Origin of the sequence: Cellulomonas sp. (assembly GCF_035634735.1) — a bacterium.
In the GTDB taxonomy this organism is placed as follows: Bacteria; Actinomycetota; Actinomycetes; order Actinomycetales; family Cellulomonadaceae; genus Cellulomonas.
The window spans coordinates 1-16,311 of the sequence record NZ_DASQCJ010000170.1; the positions used below are offsets into that span (position 1 = coordinate 1).

At 74.3% G+C, this 16,311-nt stretch carries 14 protein-coding genes; 3 read left to right on the forward strand and 11 right to left on the reverse strand.

Annotated features, from left to right (window positions below):
• The 3 genes from VER05_RS14140 to VER05_RS14150 form a co-directional block, all read left to right on the forward strand.
• The coding region (locus VER05_RS14140) for an LLM class flavin-dependent oxidoreductase (protein WP_324845971.1) at positions 1–835 on the forward strand (835 nt) is incomplete at its 5' end.
• Positions 832–2,685: a DUF4832 domain-containing protein gene (locus tag VER05_RS14145; protein ID WP_324845972.1), complete on the forward strand. Its 1,854-nt coding sequence runs from the start codon at positions 832–834 to the stop codon at positions 2,683–2,685. The genes VER05_RS14140 and VER05_RS14145, both read left to right, overlap by 4 nt.
• On the forward strand, positions 2,685–3,962 hold the full coding sequence (locus tag VER05_RS14150; protein ID WP_324845973.1) for an MFS transporter: 1,278 nt from the start codon (positions 2,685–2,687) through the stop codon (positions 3,960–3,962). The genes VER05_RS14145 and VER05_RS14150 overlap by 1 nt, the downstream gene beginning before the upstream one ends.
• Here the strand turns inward: VER05_RS14150 and VER05_RS14155 are convergent.
• From VER05_RS14155 to VER05_RS14205, 11 genes are all read right to left on the reverse strand, one after another.
• Complete coding sequence (locus VER05_RS14155) at positions 3,931–4,998, reverse strand: amidohydrolase family protein (protein WP_324845974.1); 1,068 nt, start codon at positions 4,996–4,998, stop codon at positions 3,931–3,933. The two genes, VER05_RS14150 and VER05_RS14155, sit on opposite strands and share 32 nt — an antisense overlap.
• A 28-nt stretch (positions 4,999–5,026) precedes the next feature.
• On the reverse strand, positions 5,027–5,812 hold the full coding sequence (locus tag VER05_RS14160; RefSeq protein ID WP_324845976.1) for a DeoR/GlpR family DNA-binding transcription regulator: 786 nt from the start codon (positions 5,810–5,812) through the stop codon (positions 5,027–5,029).
• Entirely contained in the window at positions 5,809–6,405 is a 597-nt protein-coding gene (locus VER05_RS14165; protein WP_324845977.1) for a histidine phosphatase family protein, read from the reverse strand. The genes VER05_RS14160 and VER05_RS14165 overlap by 4 nt, the downstream gene beginning before the upstream one ends.
• Positions 6,402–7,424, reverse strand: a complete 1,023-nt coding sequence (locus VER05_RS14170) for an ROK family protein (RefSeq protein WP_324845979.1) — start codon at positions 7,422–7,424, stop codon at positions 6,402–6,404. Before VER05_RS14170 ends, VER05_RS14165 begins: the two co-directional genes overlap by 4 nt.
• Positions 7,417–8,616: a Gfo/Idh/MocA family oxidoreductase gene (locus VER05_RS14175; RefSeq protein ID WP_324845980.1), complete on the reverse strand. Its 1,200-nt coding sequence runs from the start codon at positions 8,614–8,616 to the stop codon at positions 7,417–7,419. The genes VER05_RS14170 and VER05_RS14175 overlap by 8 nt, the downstream gene beginning before the upstream one ends.
• Entirely contained in the window at positions 8,613–10,229 is a 1,617-nt protein-coding gene (locus VER05_RS14180) for a glycoside hydrolase family 31 protein (RefSeq protein ID WP_324845981.1), read from the reverse strand. Before VER05_RS14180 ends, VER05_RS14175 begins: the two co-directional genes overlap by 4 nt.
• Positions 10,230–10,311: 82 nt before the next feature.
• The gene (locus tag VER05_RS14185; RefSeq protein ID WP_324845982.1) at positions 10,312–11,667 is read right to left on the reverse strand and encodes an ABC transporter substrate-binding protein; all 1,356 of its coding nucleotides are present in this window, start codon (positions 11,665–11,667) and stop codon (positions 10,312–10,314) included.
• Positions 11,668–11,754: 87 nt separating this feature from the next.
• Entirely contained in the window at positions 11,755–12,726 is a 972-nt protein-coding gene (locus VER05_RS14190; RefSeq protein WP_324845983.1) for a carbohydrate ABC transporter permease, read from the reverse strand.
• The gene (locus VER05_RS14195) at positions 12,723–13,667 is read right to left on the reverse strand and encodes a sugar ABC transporter permease (protein ID WP_324845984.1); all 945 of its coding nucleotides are present in this window, start codon (positions 13,665–13,667) and stop codon (positions 12,723–12,725) included. Before VER05_RS14195 ends, VER05_RS14190 begins: the two co-directional genes overlap by 4 nt.
• Before the next feature lie 310 nt (positions 13,668–13,977).
• Positions 13,978–14,589 (reverse strand): hypothetical protein, encoded by a 612-nt coding sequence (locus VER05_RS14200; RefSeq protein WP_324845985.1) that lies wholly within the window; start codon positions 14,587–14,589, stop codon positions 13,978–13,980.
• Between the two features lie 96 nt (positions 14,590–14,685).
• Positions 14,686–16,311, reverse strand: a 1,626-nt coding sequence (locus tag VER05_RS14205; RefSeq protein WP_324845986.1) for an alpha-glucuronidase, incomplete at its 5' end; no start/stop codon positions are given.

A 16,311-nucleotide genomic window follows, 5' to 3' on the forward strand; every position in this document is an offset into this window, starting at 1 on the left:
GACGCCCGAGCTCCCCACCCGGCGGTTCCGGGCGGTCGCCGAGGCGGCCGAGGCGTCCGGGCTCGCCGAGCTGTGGCTGTGGGAGGACGTCTACCGGCAGTCCGCGGTCGCCCAGGCGGGCGTGCTGCTCAGCGCGACGGAGCGCCTGCGGGTCAGCCTCGGCGTGCTGCCGGTGCCGCTCCGCAACCCCGTGCTCGCGGCGATGGACGTCGCCACGCTGGTCGAGATGTTCCCCGGGCGGCTGACCCCCGGGATCGGCCACGGGGTGCAGACCTGGATGGCCGAGATCGGCGCCCGGGTCGCCTCGCCGCTCACCCTGCTGCGCGAGCACGCCACGGCGCTGCGGCCGCTGCTGCACGGGGAGCCCGTGCGGGCCGAGGGGCGCTACGTCGCGCTGGCGGACGCCCGGCTGGTCTGGCCGCCCGCGGTGCCCCCGCCGCTCTACGTCGGGGCGCACGGCCCGAGGACGCTCCGCCTGGCCGGCGAGGTCGGCGACGGCGTGATCCTGCAGCTGGGCGTCTCGCCGGACGACACCCGCGCCGCGCTGCGCACCGTGGCCGAGGGCCGTGCGGCGCGCGGGCACGCGGGGTGGTTCGGCGCGTGCGTGTACGTCGGGGTGGACGCCGCGCTGCGCGCCGCGGGGCCCCGCGCCACCGCCGCGCACCTGCGGCGGTTCGTCGAGGCCGGGGCGACGACGGTCGCCGTCGTGCCCGTCGGGCCGGACGGCACCACCCCGGACATGTCCGACGCCGCCGGGTTCGCCGCGTGGCTCGGCGCGGAGGTCCGGCCGCTGCTGGCCGGGCCGGGCCCGGCGCCCGCGGGCGGGCAGCCGTGAGGGTCGCCCAGGTCCTCGACTACACCGAGGACCCGGTCGACGTCCCCAACCCCGACCGCGGCGCCTACCGCGGCCGCTGGCAGTGGGTCGAGACCCGGTTCGGCGCGACGCCCGAGGTGGACCGGCGGGTGCCCCGCGCGCCCCGCGACGCGGGCTACAGCGGCGCGACCCTCGTGGCCCCCGGCGTCGTGGGGGTCGTCGACGGCGACGACCTCGAGCCGACCGAGTTCTTCGACGGCACCGACCGCAGCCCGCAGTACGTGGGCGGCACCGCGGTCGTCGCGCAGCCGTCGGTCGCGTTCCTGGGCTTCGACCTGTGCCACTTCTCGTCGAACGCGTTCCTGACCCGCGCGGCCGGGCGGGCGTTCGACGCCGAGGTGCGGGCCGCCGGGGGCGCGCCGACCGCCGCGATGTTCCGCGGCCGCACCGGGCGCACCGGCCCGCTCACCTCCTACGCCCTCGACGTCGTCCGCGGCGCCCTGCAGCGGGTGCGGGACGGCGACGGCACCGCGCTCGTGAAGTTCTCCTACGACGGCAACGGGTTCACCTTCCTGGAGGGCGGCCCGGACGAGCACCTGATCAACGGCCCCGAGCCGACCCACGTCACACCGAACAACCCGTCGGCCGCCTGCGACGTCCCCGGGCACACGGAGAAGTCCTGGATCGAGTACCACCTCTGGCAGCTGGCGCCCGTGCTGCACGCGTACGAGGACGTCATCACCTGCGTGAAGACGGGGATGCTCGGCCCGTGGGGCGAGCAGCACTCCTCGCCCCAGGCGCAGGACCCCGCCGCGTACAAGGCCCTGCTCGACGCCTGCCTCGCCGCGGTCCCGGCGAGCCGGCCGCTGCTCACCCACGTCGGCGGCTACCTGGCCTGGCACAACGCGACCCACGGCACGGCGCTGACGTTCCGCGACCTCGACGCCCTGCCGGCGCCCGCGCCCGGCAGCCCGGAGGCGCGGTTCGGCTTCTTCCACGACAGCTACGCCGCCGGGTTCCAGGCGGGCGGCGGCTGGTCCGACCACGGCTCGCTGTCCGAGGGGGGCGAGATGCTGGTGCCGCCCGGCACCGACCCGGGCTTCGACCGCGACGCGGTCACCGGCTGGGTGGGCCGGCAGGCGAGCATCGTGCAGGGGGAGGGCGGCCTCACCCCGAACGTGTGCTCCCGGCTGCCCGGCGCGATCCTCGAGGCCCAGCGCCTGGGGACGACCCTGCTCAACCTGCGGCACGGCGACTACCGCACGTGGGGCGACGTCCGGTACGCCGAGGACCTGGTGACCGCGCCTGTCACGTTCCCCGCACCGGGCGACGGCGCCGCGCCCCCGTACACCGGCCGCACGGCGCGGGCCGTCTTCGACCCGGTGTACGCGGGCCGGACCGGGCTCGAGTTCGTGCGCGACCGCCTCGGCTACCGCCTGGTGCTGCGCTCGTCCGCGGTGTCCGACGTCGTCGACGCCCGGACCGGCACCCTGGAGTGCGCCGGCCACGTGCAGAACGTGGGCTTCGGCGGGGTGGTCAACGCCAAGCAGGTGCGGGTGCTGCTCCGCGCGGTCGACGGGACGGCGGGCGCGGCCCGGTTCGCGGCGCCGACGGACCTGGACGTGCGGGCCTGGCGCCCGGCAGCCGACGGGGACAACCGGCCCGGCAACACGGCCGCCTGGCACGCGTTCGCGCTCGAGGTCCCGATGCCGGCGTTCGGCGCGGTCCCGGCGGGGGAGTACGACGTCCTGCTGCGGATCGCGGACCCGAAGGAGACGAGCGACGACCGCCGCGGCGTCCGGTTCGCCAACCGCGGCACCTGGGTCGCGGAGCTGGGCGCGAACCGCGTCGGCCGCGTCGCGGTCCGGTGATGGCGCAGGACACGGCCGACGTCGCGTTCGGCGGCCGGAGCGCGGTGCGGCGCAACGCGCTGCTGTTCTTCCTGGACGGCGTGACGTTCCAGCCCTCGGTGGCGCTGCTGTCGATGACCGCCGTCATCCCGCTGCTCCTGGAGCACCTGCGGGCGTCCACCGCGCAGTTCGCGATCGCGACGAGCGTCGTGTCCCTGGGCACGTTCGTCTCGCAGCCGTACTTCGTGTCGCTGTGCTCGCGGACGCGGCGGATGGCGCGGACCTTCGCGGTCGTCCTGCTGGTCCAGCGGGCGCTGTTCCTGGCCTTCGTGCTGGCGATGCCGCTGCTCGCGGACCACGCGGGCCTGATGACGTGGCTGTTCCTCGCGTCCTGGACCGTGTTCAACGTGCTCGCCGGGTCCGGCACCCTCTTCAACGTCCCGCTCGTGCTCAAGCTGCTGCCGCCGACGCGGCGGGCGGGGCTGCGGGGCGTGGGCATGGCGATCGGGAGCCTGCTCGCGCTCGGGGCGGCGGCGCTGATCCCGGTCGTGATCGAGCGGGTCGCGTACCCGTGGAGCTACATGGTGCTGTTCGGCGTCGGGCTGGCCTTCCTGTTCGCCAACGCGGCGGGGTTCTGGTTCATGCGCGAGCACGACGACGCGGAGCCGCGGGTGCCGATGCGGGTCACGGAGTACCTCCGGGACGTCCCGCGCACGCTGCGCCGGGACGCGACGTTCCGCGCGATGGTGACCTCCTGCGTGTTCCTGGTGCTGGCGAACTCGCTGCTGCCGTTCTACACGCTGCACGCCATCCGGACGTTCGGGGCGAGCGAGCAGCACGTCGCGCTGATGGCGTCGCTCGCGATCGTCACGGGCGTCGCCGTGAACCTCGGCTTCGGGTTCGTCATCGACCGCCGGGGGCCCGTCGCCCTCTCGCCCGTCGCCGCCGTGGCGGTCACCGCGGCCGGCGCGGTGGGCCTGGCCAGCGGCTCGCTCGGCGGCCTGACGGTCGCGTGGGTGCTCGCGAACGTCGGCGCCGCCTGCTACCTGAAGACCACGATGCTCATGCTCGGCGACGTGAGCCCGAGCGGCCGCGCGCCGTCCTACGTCGGCACCCTGTTCGCGATCTCGATGCTGGTCTCGTCGGTGGCGGTCCTCGCGCTGGCGCCGCTGCTCGACGCCCTCGGGTTCACCGCGCTGTTCGTGCTGGTGGCCGGGTGCGGGGCGGCCGGGTGGTACCTGAACGTGCGGGTGTTCCAGCCGCGGCTCAGCGCTGCGCGCCGCCGAGCGCGGGGATGAGCCGGCGGGCGTTGTCCCCGACCACGGCCGCCACGTGCTCGGCCGGCAGGTCGAGCGCGGAGATGCGCCACCGCCCGGTCCCCGGCGGGTCCTCGGGCCCGTAGGGGAAGTGCTCGTCCGCGGTGGCGAGGAACCGGTAGTACGTGGCGTAGGCCTCGGCGCTCGGCGGCGCCACGTCCGTGCCCAGCACGAACCGGTCGGGGTGGTCCGCGATCAGCCGCTGCGCCCGGCGCGGCTGGCGGCCCAGCTCGGCGATCCGCGCGGCGATGTCGCAGGCGAAGTTCGGGTAGGTGCGGAGCATCCGGTCGACGTGGTCCAGGTCCTCCGCGCAGCAGCCGACGTGGGCGCCGATGACCGTGACGTCGGGGTGCGCCGCGACGGCGGCCTCGAGCGCGTCCAGCAGGCGCGCGAACGACGGGAACTCCGGCCCCCGGAAGTGCCACTCCGGGTGCGCCAGCAGCTCCTCGACGCGCTCGTTGTGCCGGTCGAGGGGCGCGAAGAACGCCGCCGGGTCCGCCGTGTGCACCGTGACCGGGAGGCCCGCCTCCGCCGCGGCCCGCCACATCCCGTCCAGGCGCGGGTCGTCGAGGAAGAGCCGCCGGCCGTGCTCGTCCTCCAGCCCGAGGCCGATGTCCTTCCACAGCTTCAGCCCGGTGGCGCCCCGGGCCGCGGAGTCGGCGACGGACGCGGCGATCCGGTCCGGCCAGCCGGGCGTCGCCGTCTCGCCCCAGTCGACGCGGCAGAACGTGGCGAACCGGCCGGGGTGCGCGCGGTCGTACCGGTCGAGGTTGCGCTCGAGCTCGTCGGCCCAGCAGCCGTCGAGGTTGACGATCGTGCCGACACCCCGGTCGTCCATCAGGTCGACGAGCGCGGCCACGTCGTCGACCCGCCACTCGCCGGTGTGCCAACGGCCCAGGTGGTTGTGGGCGTCGACGGCCGGGGTGGGGAGGCGCAGCACCTCCGTCTCGGCCGCCCGGAGCATCGGCCGCGGCGCGAAGTCCCGCAGCCGCAGGTCGGCGAGGTCGGGGGTGGTCATCGCGTTCCCCTCCGTCGGGGCCGGGGGATCAGACGAGGACGACGGGGCAGCCGGCGTCGCGCAGCCGCGCCACCGCGTCGGCGTCCGCGTCGCCGTCCGTGATGACGCCCGTGACGTCCGTGGGCTCGCAGATCAGCGCGAACGCGGTGTTGGCGAACTTGGTGTGGTCCGCCACGACGTAGGACTGCACCGCCTTCTCCAGGATCGCGGCGCTGATCTCCGCCTCGGACTCGAACTCCGTGAAGAAGCCGCGCGCCGGGTTGATGGCGTTGACCCCGAGGAAGAACACGTCGACGTTGATGAGGGGGAGGGCCGCCTTGGCCAGCGGGCCGACGAGCTCGTAGGACCGCGCGATGGCGGCGCCGCCGGTGAGGACGACGCGCAGCTCGGGCCGCACGATGAGGTCGTTCGCGATGTTGATCGCGTTGGTGACGACCGTGGTCAGCTTCTCGCCGAACTCGGGGTCCGCGGAGGCGCGGACGCCCAGCTCCTGGGCGATCTGCGTCGTGGTGGTGCCCCCGCTGAACGCCACCGTCTGCCCGGGCTGCACCATGGCGGCCGCGGCGCGGGCGATCTGCAGCTTCTCGCTGCCCATCAGGGCCGCGCGGTACCGGAGCGGGAGGTCGCCGGAGATCGCCGCCGCGCGGGCGCCGCCGCGGGTGCGGATGACGATCATCTGCTGGCCGAGCGCGTCCAGGTCGCGCCGGGCCGTCGCCGGGGACACCCCGAACTGCTCGATGACCTCCTCGACGCTGATGGTCCCGTGCTGGGCCACCCACGAGGCGATGGCCAGGTGTCGGTCCTCGATCTTCATCGCCCTCGTACCTGCTCGCTCACTGTCGTCGCCGATGGATGCACGATCGTGCGCCACCCGCCCGGCTCGCCGTCGACGACGGCGATGGCGGCGTTGGGCAGGCTACCGGGATCCTCGCCGGTCAGGCGCTCGACCAGCAGGCGCAGCGTGGTCCCGTGCGTGACGAGGACGCCGTCGAGCTCGGGGTGCGCCCGGCCCACCGCGTCCAGCCCGCGCACCGCCCGGTCGAGCACCGCCTCGGTCGTCTCCCCGCCCGGGTAGTCCCGGGCCGGCCACCGCGTCCGGGCCTCCTCGATGAGCATGCCCTCGGCGACGCCGAAGCCGCGCTCGCGCAGGTCCTCGAACTGCAGGTCGCCCGGCACGAGCGGGAGGTGCTCGCCGATGATCCGCGCGGTCTCCACGGCGCGCGGCGCGGTGGACGAGGACAGCCACCGCCACTCGGCTCCGAGGTCCGCGCCGATGCCGAGCAGGCGCCGGGCGGCGTCGACGGCCTGGGCGCGGCCGACCTCGTTGAGGTCGAGCCCCTCCCAGCCCTGGTAGCGCCGCTGGATGTTCCAGTCGGTCTGGCCGTGCCGGACCAGCGCGATCCTCATCGGTGCTGCTCTCCTCGGTCGTCGGTGCTGTCGTCGGTGCCGCGGCCGGCCGCCCGGCGCGCGAGCAGGGCCGACCCCAGCAACCCCGCATTCTCCCCGGCGCGGGCCTTCACCAGGGGCGGGACCGGGACGTAGGTGAGCAGCGACGCCAGGCGGGCGCGCAGCGGGCCGAACAGGTGGTCGCCCGCCTCGGCCAGCCCGCCGCCGAGCACGATCACCTCGGGCTGGATCAGGCTGGCCACGTGCGAGAGCCCGAGGGCCAGCCCCTCGACCGCCGTGTCCCAGACCGCGGCGGCGATCGCGTCGCCCGCGGCCATGGCCTCGACCACCTCGCGCGCCCCGGCGACCTCGCGGCCGGACATCCGCGAGTAGCGCCGCGCGACCGCGGCCGCCGAGGAGACCGCCTCGAGGCAGCCCTGGTTGCCGCAGACGCAGGCCTCGCCGCGCGGGATCACGACGGCGTGCCCGATCTCGCCCGCGTAGCCGCGCGCGACCACGGGACGGCCGTCGACGAACACCGCGGCGGACACCCCGGTGCCGAGCACGACCACGACGGCCGTCCGGTGCCCGCGGCCGGCGCCGAGCTCCATCTCCGCGGTGCCCCCGGAGCGCACGTCGTGCCCGATCGCGACCGGGAGCGCGATCCGCGCGCGGCACAGCGCGGCGAAGTCGACGTCGCGCCAGCCGAGGTTCTCGGAGTAGGTGGCGAACCCGGTCTCGTCGTCGACGATGCCCGGCAGGGTGAGCCCGAGCGCCCGCGGCGCGGCCCCGGGCGGGGTCAGGCGGGCGGCGAGCTCCGCGACCGCGTCGACGACCGCCTCGGCGCTGGCCGGGCCGAAGGCCGGCGACGGCGTGCGGAGGACGGCGCCGGGCGTCCCGTCGGCGTCGACGTACGCGGCCTTGATCGTCGTCCCGCCGACGTCGAACGCCAGCACCGGCGCGCCGGGGCCGATCGAGGTGGTGGCGGGGTCGGCGGGCGAGCCGGGGGCGGCGGCCGGGCGGACGGTCGTGTCAGTCATCTGCGCGTTCTCTCGGTCGGTGGCGGTCGGCCCGGCGCGGTGGCGGCGTGCCGGCGGGCAGCGGCGGGACGTCCAGCGGGACGCAGCCGTGGCGCAGCGACTCGGCACCGAGCGAGCCTACGGCGACGGCCTGCCGCGCATCGGCAGGCGAGCCGGTCGTCGGGGCGCCGTCCACGACGTGGGCGAAGAACTCGGCGAGCACGGCGGCGTCCGCGCCGAGGTGGCCGCCCGCGGGGTCGTGGACCGGGTGCTCGACGTGGCCGGTCGGCGACCACTCGAGGCGCCGGTTCCAGACCCGGACGACCGCGCCGTCCGTGTCGCCGGCGTTCTCCAGCCGCCCCTCGGTGCCGATGACCGTGTAGCTGCGCCAGTAGTCGGGCGTGAAGTGGCACTGCTGGTAGCTCGCCACGACCCCGTTGTCGAGCGTCATCATCAGCATCGACAGGTCCTCGACGTCCACCACCGGGTTCAGCCCGGTGAGGGCGTGCGGCGGCCAGTTCGCGTGGCTGGTCCAGTCCGGCGCGATCTGCCCGGGGCGCTCGCGGCGGTCGGTGACGTCGCCGTAGACCATCAGCGCGCCCATGCCCACGACCCGCGTCGTGTACCCGCCGGCGAGGTGGTGCACGACGTCGATGTCGTGGCTCGCCTTCTGGGTGAGCAGCGAGCCGCTGCGCCGGCGGTCGGCGTGCCAGTCCTTGAAGAAGTAGTCGCCGCCGTTGCCGACGAAGTGCCGGACCCAGATGGCCTTGACCTCGCCGATCTCGCCGCGCGCGATGGCGTCGCGCATGACGCGGACGACCGCCCAGTGCCGCAGGTTGTGGCCCACGTGCAGCGGCGTGCCCGTCTCCTGCGCGGCGACCAGGACCGCGTCGGCGTCGGCGGTGGTGGTCGCGAGCGGCTTGTCGACGAACACCGCGACGCCCGCGCGCAGCAGCCGGATCGCGAGCGGGGCGTGCGTGTCGTCCGGCGTGGTCACGAGCGCGGCGTCGACGCCCCCGGCGGCGAGGAGGGCGTCGACGTCCGGGTGCACCGCGACGTCGGGGCCGAACAGCGCGCGGGCCCGGTCGCGGCCGGACGGGTCGGGGTCGACCGCGGCCACGACGACCGCCCCCGGCCACGACCCGGGGACCAGCCGGCCGAGGGCGGCGCGGTTGCCGACCCCGATCACCGCGACGCGGAGCCCGGCGCTCATCGTGGCGCGGCGCCCGGCGTCGCGCGCGTGAGGCGCGGCAGGGTGGTGAGGCCGACGGGCACCTCGACGGTGGCGGGGCCCTCGACGGTCGTCCCGTCCGGGGCGCGCCACGCGCCCGGGGGCACCTGCACCGCGCGCGTGGTGGCGCCCCGCTCGAGCACCGGGGCCACCAGGACGTCGGGGCCGAGGAAGAACTGGTCCGTCACGGTCTCGTACCCGGCCTCGTGGTAGCTCATGGGCCGGACGACGGGCTCGCCCGTCACCGCGGCGTCGTCCACGAGGGAGAGGATGAGCGGCAGGTGCTCGGCCCGGACGGCGAGGGCCTCCTTCACCGCCGCGAGGTGCTCGGCGTCGAGGGCGCGGGCGGGGTTCACCGAGAACTGGATCATCGGGGACAGCGCGGCGATCTGCGCGTACCGCACGAAGAACTCCTGGTCGGCGGCCTGGCGGTCGCCCATCGCGCCCATCGCCCCCACCTCGCCGCCGCCCACCATGTCCGGGCAGACGTACGGGTGGCCCAGCAGGCCCTGGGCGAGCATCTCGGGGACGAGCGAGCCCAGGCCTGCGTCGTCCCAGGTCGGGGGCTTGTCGCGGAGCCGCTGCCCGAGCGGCTGCCCGCCCATCCGCCAGCACGCGCGGTACTCGTTGTGCGCGTAGCGCAGGCCCAGCCGCGCCCACGCCTCGGACATGTCGACCGGCTCGCACGGCTGGGCGACCAGGTCGTCCGCCCGGTAGTCGCGCACGTCGCCGGCGTCGAACTTGAAGCCCGCCACGCCGAGGTCCACCAGCGCGTCCAGCTGCCGGGTGAACCAGGCCACGGCGTCGGGGGAGCTCAGGTCGAGCAGCGCGCTGTAGCCGTTCCACCACCGGCGGATCGCCGTGCGGCCGTCGGCGTCCCGGACGAGCAGGCCGTCGCGCTCGCAGTCGCGGAACGCCTTCGAGTCGGGGCTGATGAAGGGGACGACCCACAGCATCACGTCGAAGCCCCACTCGGACAGCGTGCGGATCAGCCGCCCCGGGTCCGGGAACCGCCCGCGGTCGAAGTGCCAGGTGCCGAAGTCGGGCGCCCAGTTGTCGTCGATGAAGATCGTGCCGGGCTCCAGCCCCGCGTCCAGGATCCGGCGGGCGTAGGCCAGCACCGACTCCTCGGAGGGGACGAGCGGGGTCTCGATCCAGGTGTTGTACTGCGGCGCGGCGAACAGCCGCCGCGCGGGGGTCCGCCCGGCGGGCGGGAAGAGCTGGGCCGCGGCGGCCCGGAAGCCGTCGCGCAGCGAGGTCCCGCCGCGCAGCACCGTGACGTCGGTGCCGTCGACCTCGAGCCGGCCGCCGGCGAACCGGAACGCGAACGGCCGCTCCGACGCGACGACGCGTCCGTGGGTGGACACGAGGAGCGGGGCCGACTGGCTGGAGTCCTCGGCGCTGTCCCACTGGGGGTCGTGCCGCGGGACGGCCAGGTCGACCTCGTACGCGCTCGTCGCCCCGAACGGCATCCGCACCGCGTCCTTGACCGTGCCGCCCCACCAGTGCTCGCCCGGCTCCAGCTCGAGGGTGAGCGGGGCGTCGGTGGCGGCTGCGTCGGCGGCCGGGGGTGCGGCGGCGGGGGCGTGGTTCACGGGGGCTCGATTCCGTTCGGAGCGGGTGGGGTGGTGCGCGTCGGGCGGGGGCGGGTGCCGCCCCCGCCCGACGTCGGGACCGTCAGTCGACGAGGGCCTGCGCCGCGTCGTTGGCGGTGGCGAGGGTCGACTCGACGTCGGCGCCCGCGGCGATCGCCCAGATGGCGTCCTGGATCACCGTGCGGACCTCCGCGTTCCGGGTGAAGGACGGCAGCTGGAACGTCTCGCCGGCGGAGGCCATCTCCGCGAACTCGGGCACGCCCGCGCCGTTGGCCTCGTTCGCCTCGACGGCGATGTCGGTGCCGGTCTGGACGGCGGGGAACACGATGCCGAACTCGCCGGTGGCCTCCTGGCACTCCGGGGAGCCGAGGAAGTTGACCCACTTCGCGGCGGCCTCCTTGTTCGGGGAGCCGTTCCACACGACGCCGGCCAGGGAGTTCGTCGCGGCGAACCGGCCCGCGGGGCCCTCCGGCACCTTGGCCCAGGCGAAGTCGATCTCCTGGGTGTCGGCGAGGTAGTTCGACGCGTTCCACGAGCCGGCCAGGGTCGTGCCCGCGAGGCCCGCCTCCATGGTCGGGTGCTGGCCCAGGGTCGAGGTCTCGTCGAACGTCTGCATCACGCCGAGGTCGATCATGTCCTGGTACCACTCGAGCGTCGTGACGAGCTCGGGCGCGTCGAAGTTCAGGCTGCCGTCCTCGGCGAAGAACTCCCAGCCGATCGCGTGCGCGAGGTTGCCCCAGCCGTTCTGGCCGGTGAAGCCGTCGGCCCACTCCGGGAGCATCCCGAACCGCACCACGTTGCCGGCGTCGAACGCCGGGCTGAGCCCGTTGTTGCCGTTCGCGTCGAGGGCCATCGCCTTGATGAACTCGGTGAACGAGTCCTGGCCGGTGCCGTCGAACTCGAGCGCGTTGATGGCCTCCTTGGTGTAGCCGGCCTCGGTGGCGGCCGTCTCGTCGTAGACCATCCCGACGATGTCCCAGTCGAGGGGGAGCCCCACGCGGGTGTCGTCGACGAGGTAGTTCTCCGCGGTGCCGGCGACGTAGGAGTCGAAGTCGATCCCGTCGGTCGCGCCGATCTCGTCGAGGTCGGCGAGCTGGCCGAGGCTGCTGTACTCCCGGACGTACTGGACGGTCATGGTGAAGGTGTCCGGGCCGGTGCCCGAGGCGAAGTTCGTCGTGAGGTTCGACCAGTACTGCGCCCACGCCGTCTGCGTGATGTTGACGGTGATGTCCTCGTTGGCCTCGGAGAACGCCGTGGCGCAGGCCTCGTACATCGGGCGCTGGACGTCGTCCCAGAGCCAGTGCTCGATCGTGACGGGGCCGCCGGCGCTGCCGCCGTCGCCGTCCCCGCCGCCCGACCCGCAGGCGGTGAGGGCGAGGACGGAGGCGGCCGAGAACGCCGCCACCTTCAGTCCGGTCTTCGGTGCGAAACGCAGCATTGCAGTTCCTTCCAGTGGGTTCCGGGGCAGGCTCTGGCCCGACCGGACGGGGGAGGGGGGTGGAACGGGCGGGTGCGGCGCCGGCGGCTACTTGCCGCCGGAGAAGTTGAGCGACTGGACGAGCTGCCGCCCGAGCAGGACGAGCAGGATGAAGACGGGGATGACCGTCACGGTCGACGCGGCCATCAGGCCGGTCCAGTCCGGCGAGGTGTTGGGTGACTGGGCCTGGAACCGCTGCAGGGCGACGGTCAGCACGCGCGTCCCGTCGGAGTTCGCGGCCACCAGCGGCCACATGAACTCCTTCCACACCCCGACGACGGTGATGAGCATCATCGTGGCGACGGGGCCGCGGCTCATCGGCAGCGTCATCCGGAAGAACCGGCCGAACACGCCGACGCCGTCGATCGCGGCGGCCTCCTCGACCTCGCGGGGGAGGGAGAGGAAGAACTGCCGCAGGAAGAAGATCGCGAACGGGCTGACCAGGATCGCGGGGGCGATGAGCCCCTGGAACGTGTTGAGCCAGCCCAGCGACCGGATCAGCGCGAAGTTCGGCAGCAGCGTGAAGATGCCGGGGATGAGCAGGCCCGAGAGGAACAGCCCGAACAGGGCGCTGTTCCCCCGGAACCGCAGGCGGGCGAACGAGTACGCGGCCATGGCGCAGGCGAGCGTCTGCACGATCGCGATCGAGCCCGCGTAGAACAGCGTGTTCGCCGTGTAGCGCACGAAGTCGAGCGTCGCGCCGGTGCCGCCGGCGGCGACCGACTCCTCCATCGAGGTGAGCCCGAGCACGCGGGCGAAGTTGATCCACGTGGGGTTCGACGGGACCAGCTGGCTGGAGTCGCCGATCAGCTCGGCCGCGGGCGTGAAGGCCGTGCGGACCATCCAGTAGAACGGGAAGACCGAGACGAGCACCAGCAGGCCGACGACGGTCCAGGCGACCGCCTTGCCGGGGGTCACCCGGCGGGCGCCGCGGGCGATCGAGCGGCGCGGGCGGGCGTTGGAGCCCGTCGGTGCGCTCGTCGTCGACGGGGCGAGGTCGGGGACGGGGGTGCTGATCACGAGAGGTCCGATCGGTTGGCGCGCATCGCTCGCATCTGGATGGCCGTCAGGGCGCCGAGGATGACGGCGAGGACCAGCGCGATCGCGCTGCCGTAGCCCATCCGGAAGAAGGCGAACGACTGCTGGTAGATGTAGAAGAAGATCGTCCGGACGGCCGGGATCGGGTTGCCGCCGTACCCGATCAGCACGAGGTCGAACACCTGGAACGAGCCGATGGCCGACATCACCACGACGAGCGCGATCACCGGCCGGATCAGCGGCAGCGTGATCTGGAAGAACATCCGCTTCTCGGTGGCACCGTCGATCGCGCCGGCCTCGTACATCTCGTTCGGCACCTGGGTCATCCCGGCGTAGAGCAGCAGCGCGGTGTACCCGAGGCCCGACCAGATCCCGATGGCGATGATGATCGGCATGGCCTGGCTGGCGTTGTAGAACGAGACGCCCGGGAGGCCGACGGCGTGCAGCAGGTGGTTGAGGTAGCCGAGCTGCCCGTCGAGCAGCCAGGCCCAGATCAGCGCGATGGCGACGTTGGGCACCAGCCAGGGGAGCAGCAGGATCGACCGCACCCAGGTCTTGAGCCGCAGCCGCTGCATGAGGGCCGCGGTCAGCAGCGCGAGGACCGTGCCGAGGACCACGCTGGCGACGACGAACTGGATCGTGACCACGAGCGAGTTGCGGGCGACGTCGTCGCCGAGGAGCTCGCGGTAGTTGTCCAGGCCGATGAACTGCGGCTCGTTGAGCAGGTCGAAGTCCGTGAGCGAGTACCAGATGCTCCGGCCGCTCGGCAGGATCCAGAACACGACGAACCCGACCATCGCCGGCACGAGCAGGACGAGCGCCGCCCACTTCTCCCGGTGGTGGATCGGGCGACGGGCTCGAGGCTCGCCCTCCGCTTCGGTCGGGGAGGACTCGCCTCGTTCCCGGGTGGTTGAGCTGGACATCACACACCTCTCGTCCTGGCGCGACGGGGTGCGACTGTGCACCCCTCGCTGCGTGAAGACGAGCGTAAGGGCTTCAAGCGATCAGAATCAAGCATGTAACGCATCGTTTACGAGCGCGCGGGAGCACCGCGCCGTGCCGCGGCGGGGGGCGGACGCGCGCGACGTCGCACGTCAGCAGCGGTCGGGTCGACGGTGGAACGTTGTGCCGGACACGCCGACGGCGTGTCCGGCACAATCGTCCACTCTCGCGGACGTGCGGCCGGGTGCGCCCGGATGCGGCCAGGGCAGGCGCGACGGCCGGGACCGCCGCTCAGAGCACGAACACGTGCGACGACACGGTCGCCTCGAGCGCCACGGCGACCGCGAGGTCGCGCGCGTCGCCGCCGGGCTCCAGGCGGAACCGCAGGCGCGGCCGCAGCGTCACGACGGGCGAGCCGTCGCGCCGCACCACCACGCCGCGCCGGCCCGTGGCGGCCATCGTCCACTCGGTGCCCGGCCCGGCGCCCGGGGCGGTGCGAGCCGCCTCGGCGCGCGACCGCGGCGGCTCCTCACCCCCGCCGACGCGGGCGCTGACGACCTTGCCCGCGCGCGTGAGGCTGCGTGGGAGGTCGAGCAGCGGCCGGCGCAGGGCCGGCTGGTCCACCACGCCCCGCTCCGACCCGACGGTCAGGGCGAAGCCGTGCCACGGGAACGCCTCGAACCCCGTGGTCGACCGCGGCGCGCCCGTGCGCTCGCGGCCGACGACGTCGAGGATCGTGACCGTCGGGACCCCGTCGCCCCAGGTCACGGTGCCGTGGTCCCGGAGCGACCACGCGGCGAACACGTCACCGAACGTGGACGGGACGCGCAGGTGGGCGGGGGTGCCGAGCGGGCCGGTCGGGCCGTCGCCGGGTCGGATCTGCTGCGCGACGTGCTCGGCCATCCGGTGCGCTGCCCCCTCGATCGTGCTCGGCCGGAGGCTAGCAGCGCGGGGGACGCGGGGTCCGCCGCGCGAGCGGCACCGGCGGCGCGGGACGGGTCAGTACACGATCCGCCCCGACGCGTCCGCCACCCCGGACTTCCGCCAGAAGTAGCTCCGCACCTGGTCCCGCCACTCCACGGCCGACGCGCGCTGCACGTCCAGCCGCTCCCGCACCCGCGCGTCGAACGCCGCGGGCACCGCCCCGCCCACGAGGTCCGCCAGCGACTCCCACGCCGCCTCGACCCCGCCCAGCGCGTCCACCGCCTCGGCCCGCGAGTCGTAGATGTGCTGGATCACGGTCTTCCCCGACCCGAGGACGTGCGCGTACGGCACGTGGTGGAAGAACAGCAGCAGCTCGTCCGGGCAGGTGTCGACCGACTCGTACGTCTCCCGCCACGGCGACGGGAACTGCCCCGCGAACCCGGTCCCGGTCGCCACGGTGCGGTCGACGCCGATCCCGTCCCGGTCGGCGAAGTGGTACGTCCCCCACCGCGAGTACTCGTACCCGTCGACGGACGGCCCGCCGTGGGTGCCCGGGTCGACCATGAACCCGACGCCCAGCGGCGCGGTGTAGCCCTCGTAGCGCGCCCACGAGTCGTCCATGACCGCGTGCAGCACGGCCCGCACCCGCGCCAGCTCAGAAGACCCGGCGCCCGCGAACGTCAGCGCGATCCACTCGTCCAGCACCTCCTCGGCCGTCAGCGACGAGTCCCAGGCCAGCCGCCCGAACGCGTAGAGGTTCGCCTGCGCCAGCGGGTGCCCGGTCCAGAAGGCGTCGTCGCCGACGTTCGACACCGCGGCCACCCCACCCGCCGGCGACGACGCCCCCGACCCGCCGACGATCGACGCCACCGACCGCGCCCCGTCCAGCCGGAACCCCAGGTACTCCCGCCACGCCGGCGCGAGGTAGCAGACGTGCCGCTGCTGCCCGGTGTACTCCTGCGTGACCTGCAGCTCGATCGCCAGCCGGGTCCGCGGCATCGCCGCCAGCACGGGGGAGAGCGGCTCGCGCACCTGGAAGTCCATCGGCCCGTGCTTGACCTGCAGGACGACGTTGTCGGCGAACGTCCCGTCGAGCGGGGCGAAGTGGTCGTACGACGCCCGGGCGCGGTCAGTGGTGCGGTCCCGCCAGTCCTGGTGGTGGTCGTAGACGAACGCCCGCCACAGGACGGTGCCGCCGTGCGGGCGGAGCGCCGCGGCGAGCACGTTCGCGCCGTCGGCGTGGCTGCGGCCGTAGGCGAACGGGCCGGGCTGGCCCTCGGAGTCGGCCTTGATGAGGAAGCCGCCGAAGTCCGGGACCGCCGCGTAGACGCGGTCCGCGGTCGACGCCCACCACGACGCCACCTCGGGGTCCAGGGGGTCCGACGTCGCCAGGCCGCCCAGCCGCTGCGGCGACCCGAACGACACCGACAGGAAGATCCGGATGCCGTACGCCCGGAACACGTCGGCGATCCGGGCGACGTCCGGCAGGCCGTCCGTCAGGAGCCTGGCCTCGACGGCGTGCACGTTGACGTTGTTGATGCCGACGGCCTCGACCCCGGTCGCGGCGAGCAGCCGGGCGTAGTCGCGGACGCGGCTCAGGTCGGCGCGGACCTCGCCGTCGGCGTAGAAGATCGAGCCGCCGGCGTACCCACGCTCGATCTGGCCCATCACCGGGTGCACCGTCATGTTGTCCCAGTGGTC